Raw genomic sequence first — 17068 nt, 5'->3', positions numbered from 1 at the left:
GGATTGAGGGGTGAGTGGGAGTGTGGGAGAGATTTAATTGCGATTTTTCTCTAGAACCCTCCTACCCTCCTACCCTACTTCTAAAACTCAAATTCGTAATTAGTCATATTACTCATATAGGAAAAATAATAATGACACAGCAAACTATTACAACACAAACAGATGCTTCGCTACCACAAAAACCCGCAATCATTGCTGAGAATGTCCATAAATGGTATGCCAGTAATAAATTCCATGTCTTGCGCGGTGTCAGTCTTAATGTCTACCGTGGTGAAGTTGTTGTTATTATGGGACCTTCTGGTTCAGGGAAATCAACCTTTATTCGCACATTTAACGCTTTAGAAGAGTACCAGCAGGGCAGAATTGAAATTGATGGCATTGAACTATCCCATGACTTACGCAACATCGATGCAATTCGCAAAGAAGTCGGGATGGTGTTTCAACAATTCAACTTGTTTCCCCATCTGACGGTACTTGATAATGTTACCCTAGCACCCATTTGGGTAAGACGCTGGGCGAAAAAAAGAGCAGAAGAAGTTGCGATGCAGCTACTTGAAAAAGTCGGAATTTTAGAACAAGCGCGTAAATATCCAGGTCAACTCTCTGGCGGTCAACAACAACGAGTCGCGATCGCCCGCGCCTTAGCAATGCAACCAAAAATTATGCTTTTTGACGAACCAACATCCGCCCTCGACCCAGAAATGGTGAGGGAAGTCTTAGACGTGATGCGATCGCTTGCTCAATCTGGTATCACAATGGTTGTTGTCACGCACGAAGTTGGCTTTGCGCGTGAAGTTGCCGATCGCATTGTCCTCATGGATGGTGGTGTGATTGTCGAAGAAGCTACACCTCAAGAATTCTTTCAAAACCCGAAAGAGGAACGGACGCGAAAGTTTTTGTCTCAGATACTATAAGTAGAGATCAACGATCAAGCCGCAAGGCGGCAATTCCTAATTAATAATTCGTAATTCGGAACATGCGTAATTAATTAGTCATCTCTTTTGTTCCAAGACAGAATATCAAGCATATACAAAGGCGTTCTTTGTATAAAAAAGAACGCCCACAAAAAGCAACAGAATAGTTGTTATCTTCCTGGCTAGGAAGTTAGTTTTTACGCTTTACCCGCGCTGAAAAATTGCGTGGCAGATTGTAGAGTGATAAAATTATTGAGTTATTTGTGATACTTTGATGAGTGCAAGTATTTAGGATTTACACTTAGCTCATGGTTGCTGAGCTGCGGTCATAAGTACTACGGAAGCTAGGGTTGACCTTGCCTTGAATATCTTGAATGTAGTGGAGATATTCTGTGCCATCTAAACCCATCTCTTCTGCTGCGCGATTGAGCATTGCCTGCTGACGATTTCTAATCAGGTGATGGTGACGCATCATTAGGGCACGAGCTTGATCTTGGGTAGACATATTGGCTTCCTTATTTGAATATGTTGATTTTTCTTCTTTCCATATTCACTATATCAGACAATTCTGTAACGAAAAATACAAAAAGAGCTATTTTAACAAAAATTTATAATTTTCTTATTTAGTAAAAGTGCGATCGCAAATCCTTCATTAGCTCCAATATCTTCTCACCTACTTCCTAGTTGCTAAACATTTAAGGTAGTAAATAGAAAGCAAATAAATCGGCTGACACAATACTCTATAGACGAGCGGATTTTGACGAATTATGTTTGATGCACTTGCTGACCGTTTAGACTCTGCGTGGAAAAAGCTGCGGGGTCAAGACAAAATTACCCAGTCCAACATTCAAGAAGCACTCCGAGAAGTGCGCCGTGCGCTGCTAGAAGCAGACGTTAATTTGCAGGTAGTGAAAGACTTTATCACCGAAGTCGAAACTAAGGCACAGGGTGCTGAAGTGATTGCTGGAGTGAAGCCCGATCAGCAGTTCATCAAAATTGTTTATGAAGAACTGGTGCAGGTGATGGGGGAAACGAACATTCCTCTTGCACAAGTTGAGCAGCCACCGACGATTGTCCTGATGGCAGGTTTACAGGGAACTGGAAAAACAACCGCAACTGCCAAATTAGCATTACATCTGCGCAAATTAGAACGCAGTTGCATGATGGTAGCTACCGACGTTTATCGTCCAGCAGCGATCGATCAATTGGTGACACTAGGTAAACAAATTGATGTGCCAGTGTTTGAGATGGGAAGTGATGCTAACCCTGTAGAAATTGCTCGACAAGGAGTTGAACAAGCAAAAGCAGAAGGTGTAGATACTGTCATTATTGACACTGCGGGGCGCTTGCAAATTGACCAAGACATGATGGCTGAGTTAGCCCAAATTAAGGAAACAGTGCAGCCTCACGAAGTTCTCCTCGTTGTGGATGCAATGACAGGTCAAGAAGCAGCGAATTTAACGCGCACCTTCCACGATGAAATTGGTATTACAGGAGCCATTCTGACCAAACTTGACGGCGATAGCCGAGGTGGGGCAGCGCTATCAGTAAGACAAATTTCAGGTCAACCCATTAAGTTTGTTGGCGTTGGGGAAAAAGTCGAAGCATTGCAACCGTTTTACCCCGATCGCATGGCATCGCGAATTTTGGGGATGGGAGATGTCTTAACGCTAGTCGAAAAAGCGCAAGAGGAAATTGATCTTACCGATGCTGCCAAGATGCAAGAAAAAATGATGGCAGCTAAATTTGACTTTACTGATTTTCTCAAGCAAATGCGGCTGTTGAAAAACATGGGTTCTCTTGGGGGAATCATGAAAATGATTCCAGGTATGAATAAGTTATCGGAAGATCAACTCAAGCAAGGCGAAACCCAGCTCAAGCGTGCTGAGGCAATGATTAATTCTATGACAACACAAGAACGCCGCGATCCTGATTTACTGGCAAGTTCTCCTAATCGGAGAAAACGCATTGCTAGTGGTTCCGGTTACAAAGAAGCTGATGTCAATAAGTTGGTGGGTGATTTCCAAAAAATGCGATCGCTTATGCAACAAATGACTCAAGGCGGCATGCCTGGTATGCCAGGAATGTTCGGTGGTGGCATGGGTAATCCTCTTGCCGCAGGCGGTAATCGTCCTTCAGCACCAGGTTGGCGTGGTTATAGTGGTGGTGGCACAGCCAAGAAAAAGAAAAAGGACAAGAAGAAAAAAGGTTTTGGCAATCTTTAGACGGCGATCAGACGGGGGTCAGAGTAGCACAGATACATCTACAAGTACTAAATTATGGTGCTTTAACCTTCCCCCGTTTCCTTATTCGTTGATTTCACTCAATGCCATACTTGAAGGTGCAATTTGAGAAACAATTCCCTACGAATTTACTCACCAAGTTCAAATTGGTATTAAGTCAAGCAGGGGTGCTTCATGCGCAAAGATAGGCAAAACAGTAAAAAAATCATAGTTTTTTGGATCTAGGCTAGCTTACCAAGCCATATCATCACCAATTGAGCAGCTAAACTCTTATTGCTGCGTGGTTGCCCATCATATCACCACCTTTTTTACTAAGTTAAATAATCAATCGCATTTAATCTCACATTCACTTTAGACTTTCTCTTATTTGTAGCTGCAAGCTTTTTCTCTAGAGTGATATCGCTGCCAGGGAAAGCAATCTATCTTAAGCTAGGTTTTTATCTATTTGAGTTAAACAATTAGTGCTGTAGCAGTGTGACAGTTGCAAAACAGTCTATAAAGATAACTAATAATATAATTAGTTGCTATACAAACAACACAAGAAATGCTTCAAAATCAATTATTTTTAAATGAGTTATTGATAAATAAATGAGAGTATTTTAGAAATAAACTTGGAACTTTTTTTGCATGATAATCGACTTGATAACTAAAGACACCAAACAATAAATTAATGTAAGGTAAAAATTATGAAACTCTCTTTAAAAGCCGCTACAATTTCTGCTTTGTCAGCATTAGTTATTGCACCTATTCTCTCTGCGGGACAAGCTGCTGCTCAACCAACTGGTACCAATGCTAGCTATATTGGTGGTGGTATTGCTGCTGGAGTAACAAATGGCGGACAGACAGGAGATGCTGCTACCTTTGGTGGAAATATTCAAGGTCGTTATGCAATTCCCAATACTCCTGTTTCAGCTCGTGGTGCTATTCTCTTCAGCGATGAAACTAGTGCTATCATGCCAATTGTTTCTTACGACGTACCAGTTTTTAATAACACCAACGTTTATGTTGGTGGAGGTTACTCTTTCGTAGAACAAAACGGTAGACCTACTCCTTTGGGTAATAGAAACTCTTTTGTTTTAACAACAGGAGTAGAAACTCAAGTAGCTAGAGACATTGTTCTTTACAGCGATGCTAAGTTAGGTATTCGTGCTTATGAAAATAGCCCAGCTTCTGCTGTTAGTTTCCAAGCTGGTGCAGCTTACCGCTTCTAGATTGATACAAAAAAAGTAAGTATTTTAAAACTTGCTTCTTAATTACAACTTGGGGTTGTCTGCGACAGCCCTTTTTTGTCTTTAAAAAAATGTGGAGTGGGCATCTTACCTACCCACACTTGGTAATTCAAGCTTGTAATAGGTCAAATTAATAAGATAACTAAACAGAAACTGTAAAAGCAGGTGGAGGAATACTAACTACAGAACTTAATACACACCAATTGTATTGAAGTACTGCATTGAGATATGTTACTTCTTGTTTGATTGAAGGTATTGTTTTTAGCAAATTAACTAAATCTTCAAATTCATAAGTATTTTGATAAGTACTGAGTAAACAATTCTGAGTGAGTCTACCATATAATCCCTTAACAACTAATTCAACAATATCTTGATGGCATTCTATAGAGGTTCCTTCTGATAAGAGTTGTTTAGGATTAGTGCCCCACTTTAAAATTTTGAGTAAAGCTTGGGGAGAAGTTTGAGAAAAAATAGAATCTGTAATCTCTTTGATTGCTGTTTTAAGCCCGTATTTGATATGATTTTCTGGTAAACTTAAATTATCTATTAGTATTTGTATAATTGCTAAGTGTTTATCTAATACTTCGCTAGAAAAGTTAGCGAGTTCTGCAATCATCATATCTCCTGATGCTTCTAATTGGGAGTTTTCTAAAGCATTAATCAGTAGATTAGTTTCTGTAGGCTTATTCCAATTAAATTGCCCTAAAAAACAAGGTTCTTCATAACCTGGTAGAAGTCCTTGAAAATAAATTGGTAGCTTTTTACCTGATTCGAGAATTTTGTAGAGGGCTATTTCTAATGTTTCTGTAGGCCATCCTAGATTGCGTACTGTAAGAAATTTTAGTTTTTTTGGCTGCGATACGACAAGGGCATTGAGCAGTAGATGCAAGGCTTCGTTAATGTTTTGTGCTGTTATGTAGCGATGGGGAGTATGAATATTAATAATTTTGCCTTGCTGTACTTTGTCTGATATTTGTTGACATACAGAACTGTTATTCAACATATGAGTGAAGCGCACCATTCCGTAAGTCACATTGCTTTTTTGTGCAGCTTGTGCCAGTTGCCACTCACAAAGTTTTTTAGAAGCAGCGTAAACTTCTGCAGTAAAGTACCTTGCAGCTTTACCTGTTGAAGAGAAAATACATTGTTGTACTCCGTATTTTTCGCAAAGTTGAATAATGTGTTGAGTACCGCAAATTGCTGTGGAAACTGTTTCTCTAATTTGAATTTCTGCAAGCCCAGGAAGGCGTTGTGCTGCTAAATGAAAAACAATGTCTGGTTTCTCTGTTTCAAAAATATACTTGAGGGCGTGGTAGTTACGGACATCGGCTGCGTATAAAGCGATCGCTTGCTTTTGCACTTTGATTGGTCTAGACTCGTATAAACTCGCACACCTTGCTTTATCAACTGAAACAACTTGTCTTGCACCTAATTCCACAAGTTTTTTGACTAATTCACTGCCAACACAGCCTTCTCCACCTGTCACCAAAACAACCTTAGAGCGCACTTTGTTGCATACTGCAGACTTATACAAATGAATTGTGCGTCCCCACACGTCAGTAAAAGGATCTTCTTGTAATTGCTCTTCTGCTTGATAAGCTTGAATCAAGTCTGATGTTAATTGTGTTAAGCTTGCAAGTACTTGAGAATCTTGCGGTTCTGGCGAACCCAGTGGAACTAACTCTTGTATGCGCTTGATAATCTCAGATTTGCTAGTAGCACGAACCACTGGTAAAGGCACCTGATACTCTCCTTTATCTGCTTGAGCTAATTAGTTAACTTTTTAAAAAGTGGGTAAAAAATATACCTAGCTTTATCCATTCTTTTATATCTTGGATAAAAGCTATCTAGTAAGCTATCAACAGAGAATTGATGCAATCTTAAAGAAATAGGGTAAATTAGTTAATTTTTGTCTGTATTACCTTAAGGATTGTGTAATTGATACAGAAATCACTTGCAAGTTGTGGTATCGATGAAAACGTTGTTGACTAAATTTAGATCAAAACAAAGCTATTGAAACTGAATGCTGATTAATCAACAAATGTTTGTCCCAAATCTCCATTGAGGAATCAGCTTAGGAATTATTACTTAGTGGTTGAAATGCAGAAGCGATCGCATTACCCCAAGCTTTACCCCAAATATACGTAGAATGACCTTTGAGCGTGCGTAGATATTTTGCTTATATATATCTAAAATTTAATATGGTTAACCAACTTAATTATGAAGGAATAAGTCTATATAATCCTTGTTTTAACTGCACAGGAGTTGTTTAACACCATAAGGGTAACTCCTTTTTCTATCGTGTTAAGATCGAAATATTCACCATAATGCCGACTGGTTTACTGGAGATTCAGTAGCCAATAGTGTAATTAACTATTCGCGTCTGTAATAAATCTATATAAAGTTAAAATCTGCTAAACAAAATTCAATGGTTAATTCTTCAATTCCTACACCCGCAACAAAAAAGCCTTCTAAAGTAGAAGGAATTAAAGAACGCAGTAGTTTTTTACGCGAACCTGTAGCTACAGAACTTCTACAGGATACTACGCATTTTACAGAAGAAGCGATTCAAATCTTAAAGTTCCACGGCTCATATCAGCAAGATAACCGCGACAATCGGGTTAAGGGACAGGAAAAAGATTACCAATTCATGCTGCGGACAAAGAATCCAGGGGGATTAGTACCACCACAGCTGTACTTAACTCTAGATCGTCTAGCAGAAGAATACGGAAATCAGACGTTACGTGCGACAACCAGACAAGGATTTCAGCTACACGGGATTTTGAAGAAAAATCTCAGAAGTGCGATCGCGGCAATTATCGAAAATCTCGGTTCAACACTAGCTGCCTGTGGTGATGTGAACCGCAATGTTATGGCACCACCCGCCCCATTTAAAAATCGCGCTGACTATCAATATGCGTGGAAATATGCTCAAAATATTGCCGATTTGCTAACGCCGCAAACAGGAGCATACTACGAAATTTGGTTGGATGGGGAAAAGGCAATTAGTGCAGAAGAAGATCCTGCAGTCAAAGAAGCACGGCAGAAAAACGGTAGTGGCACAATTGTTCATGAAGGTGAGGAACCAATTTATGGCACTCACTATATGCCGCGTAAGTTTAAAGTCTGCGTCACAGTCCCCGAAGATAACTCGGTTGATTTGTTTTCTCAAGACTTAACGTTGGTTGTGATGATGAACCAGCAAGAGTTGCAAGGATTTAATGTCTATGCTGGTGGTGGCTTAGGACGGACGCATAATAAAGAAGAAACTTTTGCCCGCTTAGCCGATCCGATTTGTTATGTCGATAAGGAAGACGTTTACGACATTGTTAAAGCTATTGTTGCGACACAAAGAGACTACGGCGATCGCACAGATAGGCGTCATGCCCGTTTAAAATATCTCATTCACGATTGGGGTGTTGATAAATTCCGCTCTATGGTGGAAAAATACTTTGGTAAACCATTACAACCATTCAAACCACTACCAGAGTTTAAATACGAAGACTTCCTCGGTTGGCACGAACAAGGAGACGGCAAACTCTTTTTAGGAATTTCCGTGCAAAACGGGCGGATTATGGATGATGAAAAAATGCAACTACGCACCGCCCTACGCGAGATTGTCGAACAGTTCAATTTACCAATGCGGCTCACACCGCACCATAATGTTATTTTCTACGAGATTGAGCCTGAAAAACGGCAGGCAATTGAAGGAATTCTGAGTCGCCATCATGTAGAAGCTGATCCGAATGCAATTAAACCTTTAGTCCGTTACGCAATGGCTTGTCCTGCTTTACCAACGTGTGGTTTAGCAACAACGGAATCTGAACGTATTATTCCCAGCGTTTTAGATCGCATTGAAGCGCTACTAGACAAAGTAGGTTTAAGTAATGAGCATTTTGTCATCCGGATGACGGGTTGTCCGAACGGATGTGCTAGACCATATATGGCAGAACTAGGGTTTGTCGGTACTAGTCCAGAAACGTACCAAATTTGGTTGGGTGGTAGTCCAAATCAAACGAGATTGGCACAAGTTTATATTGAGAAAATGCCTCTCCATAATATGGAGGCAGAATTTGAACCAATCTTTGTTTACTATAAACAAGCCCGCCAAGCGGAAGAATCATTAGGGGATTTTTGCGATCGCGTCGGTTTTCCAGCAATTCGAGAGTTTGCCGCAAACTATACTCCGCAGGCTATCGAAGAAACTGTACAACCTACTAGCGACGAGCCTACAGGTAATGGTATTGCTGTTATTGAAACTCCAGTTAGTAACGGTAAGCTAAGATCTCGTCACCGCATTAGTATCCGCGATGATGTTTATGACAAGCTGAAAGCCATTGGTACTCGTGAAGGAAAAACCTTAACTACAATGGTGAATGAAGCGTTAGAGACGTATCTGAAAGATCAGTTGTAATTTTAGGTTAATCGTATCACCTCCGGCACTAGCCATTAGTCACATTACAGGTAATTCACCGGACTTGATATTCATCTAAACACTGATGGCGCAATTACAACGATTAGCGATCGCACCCTCACAACTGGACAACGAGCAAATTTTGCTCGCGACCGAACAACAACATTATCTCGGTCGAGTGTTACGGCTACATGAGGGCGATCGCTTTATTGCAATGGATGGGACTGGGAATTCTTGGCTAGCTGTTTTTTTAGGCAACCAAGCGCAAATTGTAGAGTCAATTGTTGTCGAATCTGAGTTAAAAGTTCCTGTCACTTTAATCTTGGCATTACCAAAAGGAAATGGCTTTGATGAAGTCGTGCGGTGTTGTACAGAAATTGGCGTAAGCTGTATCGTACCAGCGTTAAGCGATCGCACTTTACTACAACCAAGTCCGCAAAAGTTAGAACGCTGGCGGCGTATTGCTAAAGAAGCTGCTGAACAATCAGAACGCAGCATAGTTCCAACCGTCTTAGAACCAATTCCTTTGAATCAAGCGCTTGCAGCAGCAACAGCAAAATATTTGTATTTTTGCGTAGCAAGACGTAATGAACCGCATTTACACACACTTCTCTCACCTTCGACGACAGCAGAAATTGCTATTGCAATTGGACCTGAGGGAGGATGGACAACACAAGAAATTGAAAATGCGATCGCTGCAGGATTTCAACTTGTTTCGCTAGGTAATAGAGTTTTACGTGCCGTTACTGCGCCAATTGTCGCGATGTCGTTAGTATCAGCAGCTTTTGATGGGTAAATTAAGGAGAAGATATCTTCTTTATGATTTATGATTGAGCAAGTTGCTGCAGCAATGAAGTCCCAAGATTATCGCCTTGCAGCTCAGTTAATTAAACAAATTCTTCAAGAGACACCACAAAATCCTTGGGCGCAACTTTATTCAGGGCAATTACACGAAGTTTCTCAGAAGTTTACGTCAGCACAAAACGTTTATCGTCAACTGCTACAAGAGACAACTAATAGTAAGATTGTTTTTCAAGCACGTCAAGGTTTACAGAGAGTCGAAGAGAAGTTACGCCAGCAAAGACAAGATGCGATCGCCCAAGCAACTGCTGATCCTAGTAATACGCAAATAGGTGTACTCGTTTTAGAACCAGTCTCTCAAGAAAGTAGAACTTCAACGGCTCAAACCTTTGCTCAGATTATGCAAATAGATTCTTACACAGCACGTCTGAAGTTACCAACACGCGGTTGGAGGCTTTACAAGAGTGGCAAAATTGGAGAAATGCGCTATTTAGGAGAGAAGTTACGTGCTGCAGGTATTCCTTGTTTTTGGGTAACACTGGCAGAAATTGAAAAAATTCAGGTTTTGCAAGTCAGCTACTTCCAGTCGGCGACGCCTCCAACTGTTGTCTGTCACAATGAGCAAGGTCAACAAGATGCACTAACCTTTGACTGGTTAGAAGTGAATCAACGAGTTACAGCGCAGTTACCGATATTTGAGCAAGTTGTAGACCGTGATGTTCGCGGTAAATTACAGTACAAAACACAAACTCAAGACTATGCGCAATTTTGCGATCTTCATCTTCCTGAAAGATGGTGTATTTTACGATTGTGCGATCGCAGCTACCAGTTTCAACAAGGATTTAAAGTTATAGATCAGCCTAATAATCAAACAGTGAGACTCAACTGGAATTGCCTCAGTCATATTTTTGAACAAAAAAAACCCCAAGCAGATATTCGGGGGTTTTCCTATTTTGCAGATACTGTACTTGACCAAGTAGAATTGCTAGGACGCCTCAAGTCTCATATCAATTTGTTCCGAAGAAGCGAAACAACTTGGGATGCAGCATTTCACCTATATAGTGGGCTAGTCTTGATGCATTCTATCCTGGAGTTTTGACTTGACGTGCCATATCTAGGAAAGAGTTCATGTTTGGTCCAGGACGACGACGACCGTTTGAGCTAACCGCTGGATTAAGATATTTAGGCGCAAACGTCTTTTCAGTTTGGGGTTTGTTAATTGTACTGCTAGCAGCAGGCTTAGCAGGTACAGGTTTAACTCCCTCTGCTGTTTGCTCTAACTGAACTTTTGGTGCTTTGGTAGCTGATGCAGGTTCTTCAGCTTTGCTAGATTTAGTAGATTTAGCAACTGTTGCAGGTTCTTTAACTTTAGGTGTTTCAACTTTATTAGACTGAGTATTTGGTGTGGCTTCTTCAGTCTTTTGAACAGCTTCAGTCAATTTAGCTGTAACTGGCTCAGCTTTTTGAGCAACTCCACTTGCAACTTCATTTAATTTAGCTGTAACTGGCTCAGCTTTTTGAGCAACTCCACTTGCAACTTCATTTAATTTAGCTGTAATAGGCTCTAAAGCTTGCTTGACTTGCTGACCATTGATAGGTAAAGTATCTTCTTCTTCAAGCTCCATAAAGTAGCCATTGTTTTTTCGCTTCTTTTTGGTACCTGCTGACTTATTTGCTTCTAGACTAGGCTGGTCTTGTTGAGACTTTTTACCACCGACAAGCCCAATAAAAAAGGATAAAATTCCGCTGAATATATTTTTGATAAACCCAATCATGACAATCGCTCCTAGCGTTGATGCGCTAAACTTAACCGCAACCTTAGACAACTAAAACAAAATATTACCTTTTATTTCGCCCAGATTCATCATGTTTTTACAATCAACTTGGCAAAAAGTATTAAAATTGTGCTATTGACTCGCCATAGCTAGCAGTGTTTTGTATCTTGACAAAAGCTTAAGATACAGACTGCAACCAATTATGAAATTTTTCGCGGACACCAAGCAAGATTTTTATATATTTTTTAACATAAATTTACTCTTTGCAGGTTTTAAATAAGTTTTACCTTCAAGTGAGTATCTATCAGTGAGCTTTGTCAATAGGAGAAGGGATGAGATGGATAGATAATTTTAAGCTTATTAGCTGTAATCAATTGCTCTCAAAAAATTGCCATAACTTTAGACGTTAATTCGTATTAAAGTTATCAATAAGTAAGTTAGCTAAATTAATAGGAAGGTAGTATTTTCATCTGTCAAGCATAGGCAAGCAAGATGCCTATCTCATATTTTATTTATTAACTAAATAATTGAATAAGTCACGATGATTCAATATTAACCACTGCTGGTACTGGCGGAATTCGGGCGTAGCGGTGGTTCCTGAGAACTATAGGAAGTTTTGCAGGTAGAATATAGCCATCTTCGCTATCGAGATACAATTCACCTAATTTCAGGAGTGCCTCAGCACTTTCTAATGGTGGTAAATCGCCAAAGAGATAAGTAATTTTATTTGTTGCGCCAAGCGCGATCGCACAAGGACGATCGCACGCACACAAGCAACTCACGGTTTGAATTTGAAGTTCTGATTTTCTTGCCCAGTTTTCATATAATGGCATGAGTTGATTTAACAAGTGAGTCCCACCAGGTTGTCCTTCATGTAATTCCTGATCGGCAGAAAACCCGCAAGCTTCACAGACAAAAAGAATATGTGACATAAACAATTTTTGATTTTTCTAGGTTGAAATTGCGCGTTACTTTATTGTTTGAAGACGTATTTCCTCACTGCTCAATAAGATACTTAAACAAGTCATCAATCACTAAGTTGGCAGCGATTGGACCACTACCAATCCAATAACTTGGTACTTGATAAATTTTATTTTGCTGTACCACTTCCAATTTTTGCCAAAGTGGATCGGACTTCAATTGTGCTAGTTTTTGTTGAGCTTGCTGATCGGCTTCAATAGTGTTTTCACCAGTCCACATAAACATGACATCACCATCGGCTTGCACAAGTAATTCGCGGCTAATTGATGTTTGAATTGGGTTGCCAAATTGTTTTTGAGCTTCATCGGCGGCGATCGCCTGCGCTGGGGGACGAGGTAATCCAGCATCCTGTAAAATAGTGCCACAGAAAGAATCTTTAAGGTAAAGATTGATTTGGTTTGGATAGATGCGAACAACAGAGATTTCTGTATTGTTAAGACGTTCCCCCATCTGTTGTTTGAATTGCTCTAGGCGCGTGTAGTAATTGTTCATCACCTGCTGAGCAACCTCGCCTTTTTGCAACATTTGGGCAAAATTTAGAAAGATCTCATTCCATTTTCCACTGTGTTCAACTTCATAAAGGATAGTGGGTGCAATTTGCGAAGATTGCGAATAAATTGTTTGATAGTAGTCTATACCTACAATCAGATCTGGTTGGAGTGCTAGTATCTTTTCAAGATTAGGTTCGTCTGTGCTACCGATATCTGCAACTCCTGTTAAGTCTTGCTGCAAGTCTGCTGCAAATGCACTAGAGACTGCACCAATCGGACGAATGCCTAAAGACAACAAATATTCAAGCGTTACACTATCTAGCGCCACAACTCGCTGAGGCTGACGCGGTACGCAAGTTTCTCCAGCAATGTGTTGTACTGTGTAACAATCAGCATTAACTGTAACACGAGCATTGCTTGTGCAAGCCACAATCAAGAGCGTCAAGATCGTCAATAAGCCAAAGCGAATGCGACGATAGATACGATGAAGCATTTTGCTATTACCTTAAAACGTGATAGATAAGGAACCGATCACCGTAAAGGGCGCACCCGGTGCATTTGCTTCGCGATATCCTTCACTATTACGGATATAGTTGACGTCGAATAAATTTTGGAAGTTCAATGCAGCCCGCCAATTATCGCGACGGTAATATAATGCCGCATCGGTGCGAACATAGCTAGGAAGTTCATAGGTGTTATCAAAATCACCCGTGCGTTCTCCAACAAAAAATAAACCTACACCAAAGCCCAGCCCTTGTAAATTGCCATTTTGAAATTCGTATGTAGTCCAAACGCTGGCGCTGTTTCTGGGGACATTATTGGGACGATTCCCCGCAGGATAGTAGTTATCTTCTGTGATTTCAGCATCTGTATACGCATAAGATGCGATCGCATTCCACCCTGGTAAAATCTCACCAGTGACATCAAGTTCAATTCCGTGACTTCTAATTGCACCGACTGCAATGGCAAAATCTGAATCGAGCGGATCGGGACCTGCCACATTCCGCTTTGTCAGATTATAAGCTGCAAGGTTGGCAATTAATCGACCATCCGCAAACTCGCCGCGCACGCCAATCTCGAATTGTTCGCTAAGTTCTGGATCGAGAAAAGAGCCATCAGCAGTTCGACCAAAAATGTTAGGTGTAAAAGCTTGACTATAGCTACCATAAAGCGAAACTTCGCGACTAGGCTGATACACCACACCAAGGCGAGGCGTAAAACGTTGTACAGTATCTTCGGCTTCGGTATTTGATAAGCTATCTACCGATTGCAAATCGTAAACGTCAAATCGCCCACCTGCTAAAATTTTCAGACTTTCACTCAGAGTAATTTGATCTTGTAAATATAAGCCAACATTATTTTCTCGACTGGTGTCACTACGCACTACCAACGTGAGATCGTCTAGATTAGGACGCGAAATTGGATCGCCTTCTTGAGTAAAAATATTGAGAAAGAAACTTGGATCGCCTGGTAAACGCCGCTGGGTTCCTTGGGTGGTACTGCGGTTAAAATCGACTCCGGCTAAAAGTGTATGTTCAACATTACCTGTGGTGAATTCGCCAACGACATTGGTTTGAAATGAATAAACTTCATCATAGTCGTCGTTAGAACGCCAGCGGCGATCGAGCGTGCCATCATCTTCAATAATCCAGCTATCAATGCGAAAGTCAAAAGTATCTACCGAGAGGTAGCGAAACGAGTTGCGCAATTGCCAATTGTCGTTAAAGTTATGAGTTAATCGATAGCTGGCGCTCAGTTCTTCGGTTTGAGTGATCGCACTCGGATCTTGAAATAAGCGATCGCGCGGTACATCTGCGACTCGATTACCAATCGCCGGAAGACCGCGATCAAACGGGCGTTCTGCATCTGCGTAGGTAAAATTGAATGTTAAAGCGGTGCGATCGCTCAAATTCCATGTGAGTGCTGGCGCTAGCACAAAGCGATTCACATCCTGCTCGTAGTCGCGGAAGCCATCTTCGGCTTCATACAGTGCGGTGAAGCGATATAATAGCCGTTGATCGGGATCTAGCGGTCCTGTGAGGTCAATACTCGGACGCACTAACCCAAAACTACCAACTACCGTTCCAATAGTATAAGCTGGATCAGTTTGTGGCTGCCTGGTGACGACACTGACAACACCGCCTGGTTCCAAATTGCCATACAATACCGATGCAGGTCCCTTCAGAACTTCAACTCTTTCAATTAGTTCAGTGTCATTAGAAGTTCCTCTTAAGATAAATGAGCCACGACGAAACCCGTCTTCGAGCAATACATCTGACTGAAAGCCACGAAGATTAACTCGATCGAGGCTACCGCCAAAGCTATCACCGACGCTGACACCGCTAACGTTGCGCAAAGCTTCGCTCAGACGGTTGACTTGCTGATCTTCTAAAACACGTTGTGGTAGAACTTGAATTGATTGTGGGATGTCGCGCAGTTCTGTATTCGTACGAGTTGCCGTTGTAGCATTAGGTACAGAATAACCTTCTAAATCCAATTCACCTGTCACGACAATTTGAATTTCTTCATCGTCTGTGGGGGGTGTTACTGCTAATACGAGTCCTTCTGCTGCAACTTGTTGTTCGGCTGTCGGCGGTGCATCGATTCCGGTAATTGTGACACGCACCTGATTGTTAGGTAAATTCGTCACGCGCACTAAGGCAATATCTTCTGCTGGATTGGCGACTTGAAATTCTTCAGGTAATGCCAACACGGCGTTAGGAATATCCGCAATTAACGTATTATCAACGGTTGAGATTGTTGGAGATAATGCGGCAGTCGTCTCTAAAATTACTGCAATGCCATCTGTCGTGTCTATTCTCACTCCAGTAATTTGAGTGATTGTTTGCGCAATTTGCTTTTGCTGTTCAACAGCGGTTGCTTCATTTGTAACGGTTTGTGCCCAAGCCGGAGGAGAAATTAGGAGTAATCCTGTTAATAACGCTAATTGTTGCCAATAATGCCGCATCACTCTACACACCAGTTCTTAACAATGAGAATAATGAGAATCTTGATAGAGCAGGCAGAATGCCTACTCCACATGATTAACTTTTAGACTGTTGATAAATGTTTTCAAAAGAAGTGTAAAAGAAATTGTGGTGCTATTGGCGATCGCTTTGACTACTAGCGGGAATTTTTTGAACGCTAGGCGGAATTTTTTTGAGTCAGGTAATCTCTCGGATTCATCCCAAACTTCTTTCTAAAGGCAGATGCAAAATAACTGCGATTTGCAAAACCAACACTGCGAGCAATTTCAGAAACATTCATGCGACGTTGTTCGAGTAGGTGACGCGCTTGTTCAAGGCGGTAGTCATGCAGATAGCCGAATACGGTTTTACCAAAACAGTAGCGAAAGCCACGTTTGAGTGTACAGTCATTTAAACCAACTTGTCGCGCTAACTCAATTAATGACAGTGGATTGTCTAGTTGTTGTAGTAGAATCTCTTTGGCATGGTAAATCCGATCAATATCATCAGGTTTGAGCGGAGTATAAGACAGATTGCGTGGACGTTCTAGATCGTGAATCAGCAACGCCATCAGTTCCCAAACTTTGCTTTCGAGATACATCCGCTTGGTTAATGATTGATAAGGACATTGGAGAATTTGCTGCACCGCAGTCTGCATTGCTATTGTTGTGCGTCCAGAATAAAACTCATATTCTTTGTCACCTTTTAACAATTGCTGTATTACTGGTAATGTAGATTCCGATTCACTGTGCCAAAATGCGGTAAATAACTCTGGCTGAATGTGAACATTTATTGCAAAAATGAGTTGAGTAGCAAAAGATTGCGGCTTTTCTCTGGGCGCTATGCCACTACTACACAGGCTATAATGTCCAGCACTCATGACTTGTGCGTCGTATTGTTCCACTCCCGAAAGCAGGAATGTATACTCGATTGGGTGCGATCGCTCTGGCATTTCTAATATCATGTCATCATGCAGTTGATATTTAGCGATCGTCAATTCCAATCCTTCGCGTAGATCAATATCACGACAATAGCCCTGCCCTAGCTGCGTTGGAAACTTATAAGTGATATCGTTGATATGCGCCTGCTGCGTTGCCGTATCTTCAAATAATTCCCAGTAAGCTTCTTTTGAAAGAGTGGTTGTCATGGCATGGAGGCGCTATCAACTATTGCAAATAATTCCTAAAATTATCGCACAATTTAATAAGGTATGAGGGTAGGTGGATTGTAGGGTAGTTGAGTAGGCGGGGAAAC

The 17068-nt window shown here is 41.1% G+C and carries 13 protein-coding genes; 6 read left to right on the top strand and 7 right to left on the bottom strand.

Features of this window, described 5'->3' with window-relative positions; genetic code table 11:
- Nucleotides 1–131 precede the first annotated feature (131 nt).
- Nucleotides 132–914 carry an amino acid ABC transporter ATP-binding protein gene (locus CSQ79_RS12465; RefSeq protein WP_099701504.1) on the top strand — a complete coding sequence of 261 codons (783 nt, stop codon included), beginning with the start codon at nt 132–134 and terminating at the stop codon, nt 912–914.
- 301 nt (nt 915–1215) lie between these two features.
- Here the strand turns inward: CSQ79_RS12465 and gifA are convergent, their stop codons facing one another.
- Nucleotides 1216–1419 (bottom strand): glutamine synthetase inactivation factor IF7A, encoded by a 204-nt coding sequence (gifA, locus tag CSQ79_RS12460; protein ID WP_099701503.1) that lies wholly within the window; start codon nt 1417–1419, stop codon nt 1216–1218.
- 262 nt (nt 1420–1681) lie between these two features.
- Between gifA and ffh the strand changes: the two genes are divergently transcribed.
- On the top strand, nt 1682–3139 hold the full coding sequence (gene ffh, locus CSQ79_RS12455) for a signal recognition particle protein (RefSeq protein ID WP_099701502.1): 1458 nt from the start codon (nt 1682–1684) through the stop codon (nt 3137–3139).
- A 704-nt stretch (nt 3140–3843) separates the two neighbouring features.
- Entirely contained in the window at nt 3844–4368 is a 525-nt protein-coding gene (locus CSQ79_RS12450) for an outer membrane beta-barrel protein (protein WP_099701501.1), read from the top strand.
- A gap of 160 nt (nt 4369–4528) precedes the next feature.
- Here the strand turns inward: CSQ79_RS12450 and CSQ79_RS12445 are convergent, their stop codons facing one another.
- Nucleotides 4529–6127: a polysaccharide biosynthesis protein gene (locus CSQ79_RS12445; RefSeq protein ID WP_099701500.1), complete on the bottom strand. Its 1599-nt coding sequence runs from the start codon at nt 6125–6127 to the stop codon at nt 4529–4531.
- A gap of 687 nt (nt 6128–6814) precedes the next feature.
- Between CSQ79_RS12445 and sir the strand changes: the two genes are divergently transcribed.
- From sir to CSQ79_RS12430, 3 genes are all read left to right on the top strand, one after another.
- Nucleotides 6815–8800 (top strand): sulfite reductase, ferredoxin dependent, encoded by a 1986-nt coding sequence (gene sir, locus CSQ79_RS12440; protein ID WP_099701499.1) that lies wholly within the window; start codon nt 6815–6817, stop codon nt 8798–8800.
- Between the two features lie 85 nt (nt 8801–8885).
- Complete coding sequence (locus CSQ79_RS12435; protein WP_099701498.1) at nt 8886–9596, top strand: 16S rRNA (uracil(1498)-N(3))-methyltransferase; 711 nt, start codon at nt 8886–8888, stop codon at nt 9594–9596.
- A gap of 30 nt (nt 9597–9626) precedes the next feature.
- Nucleotides 9627–10700 (top strand): tetratricopeptide repeat protein, encoded by a 1074-nt coding sequence (locus tag CSQ79_RS12430; RefSeq protein ID WP_099701497.1) that lies wholly within the window; start codon nt 9627–9629, stop codon nt 10698–10700.
- Here the strand turns inward: CSQ79_RS12430 and CSQ79_RS12425 are convergent.
- From CSQ79_RS12425 to CSQ79_RS12405, 5 genes are all read right to left on the bottom strand, one after another.
- Nucleotides 10684–11376 (bottom strand): hypothetical protein, encoded by a 693-nt coding sequence (locus CSQ79_RS12425; RefSeq protein WP_099701496.1) that lies wholly within the window; start codon nt 11374–11376, stop codon nt 10684–10686. The two genes, CSQ79_RS12430 and CSQ79_RS12425, sit on opposite strands and share 17 nt — an antisense overlap.
- Before the next feature lie 536 nt (nt 11377–11912).
- On the bottom strand, nt 11913–12308 hold the full coding sequence (locus CSQ79_RS12420) for a DUF1636 domain-containing protein (protein ID WP_099701495.1): 396 nt from the start codon (nt 12306–12308) through the stop codon (nt 11913–11915).
- Nucleotides 12309–12372: 64 nt separating this feature from the next.
- A complete protein-coding gene (locus tag CSQ79_RS12415; RefSeq protein ID WP_099701494.1) occupies nt 12373–13341 on the bottom strand; it encodes an iron-siderophore ABC transporter substrate-binding protein in 969 nt (322 codons plus the stop codon).
- Between the two features lie 12 nt (nt 13342–13353).
- Nucleotides 13354–15816 (bottom strand): TonB-dependent siderophore receptor, encoded by a 2463-nt coding sequence (locus CSQ79_RS12410; RefSeq protein WP_099701493.1) that lies wholly within the window; start codon nt 15814–15816, stop codon nt 13354–13356.
- Nucleotides 15817–15992: 176 nt separating this feature from the next.
- Nucleotides 15993–16961 (bottom strand): helix-turn-helix domain-containing protein, encoded by a 969-nt coding sequence (locus CSQ79_RS12405; RefSeq protein WP_099701492.1) that lies wholly within the window; start codon nt 16959–16961, stop codon nt 15993–15995.
- Nucleotides 16962–17068 lie beyond the last annotated feature (107 nt).

It is taken from the genome of Gloeocapsopsis sp. IPPAS B-1203 (assembly GCF_002749975.1).
In the GTDB taxonomy this organism is placed as follows: Bacteria; Cyanobacteriota; Cyanobacteriia; order Cyanobacteriales; family Chroococcidiopsidaceae; genus Gloeocapsopsis.
The sequence above is the reverse complement of the archived record's forward strand: the minus strand, read 5'-3'. Positions and strand labels throughout refer to the sequence as shown.

Bases quoted from the DNA above. Each gene is read 5' to 3' on its own strand.
- CSQ79_RS12420 (WP_099701495.1), bottom strand. From the start codon at position 12,308: ATGTCACATATTCTTTTTGTCTGTGAAGCTTGCGGGTTTTCTGCCGAT.
- sir (WP_099701499.1), top strand. From the start codon at position 6,815: ATGGTTAATTCTTCAATTCCTACACCCGCAACAAAAAAGCCTTCTAAA.
- CSQ79_RS12425 (WP_099701496.1), bottom strand. From the start codon at position 11,376: ATGATTGGGTTTATCAAAAATATATTCAGCGGAATTTTATCCTTTTTT.
- CSQ79_RS12465 (WP_099701504.1), top strand. From the start codon at position 132: ATGACACAGCAAACTATTACAACACAAACAGATGCTTCGCTACCACAA.
- CSQ79_RS12435 (WP_099701498.1), top strand. From the start codon at position 8,886: ATGGCGCAATTACAACGATTAGCGATCGCACCCTCACAACTGGACAAC.
- CSQ79_RS12450 (WP_099701501.1), top strand. From the start codon at position 3,844: ATGAAACTCTCTTTAAAAGCCGCTACAATTTCTGCTTTGTCAGCATTA.
- CSQ79_RS12405 (WP_099701492.1), bottom strand. From the start codon at position 16,961: ATGACAACCACTCTTTCAAAAGAAGCTTACTGGGAATTATTTGAAGAT.
- CSQ79_RS12415 (WP_099701494.1), bottom strand. From the start codon at position 13,341: ATGCTTCATCGTATCTATCGTCGCATTCGCTTTGGCTTATTGACGATC.
- CSQ79_RS12410 (WP_099701493.1), bottom strand. From the start codon at position 15,816: ATGCGGCATTATTGGCAACAATTAGCGTTATTAACAGGATTACTCCTA.
- gifA (WP_099701503.1), bottom strand. From the start codon at position 1,419: ATGTCTACCCAAGATCAAGCTCGTGCCCTAATGATGCGTCACCATCAC.
- CSQ79_RS12430 (WP_099701497.1), top strand. From the start codon at position 9,627: ATGATTGAGCAAGTTGCTGCAGCAATGAAGTCCCAAGATTATCGCCTT.
- ffh (WP_099701502.1), top strand. From the start codon at position 1,682: ATGTTTGATGCACTTGCTGACCGTTTAGACTCTGCGTGGAAAAAGCTG.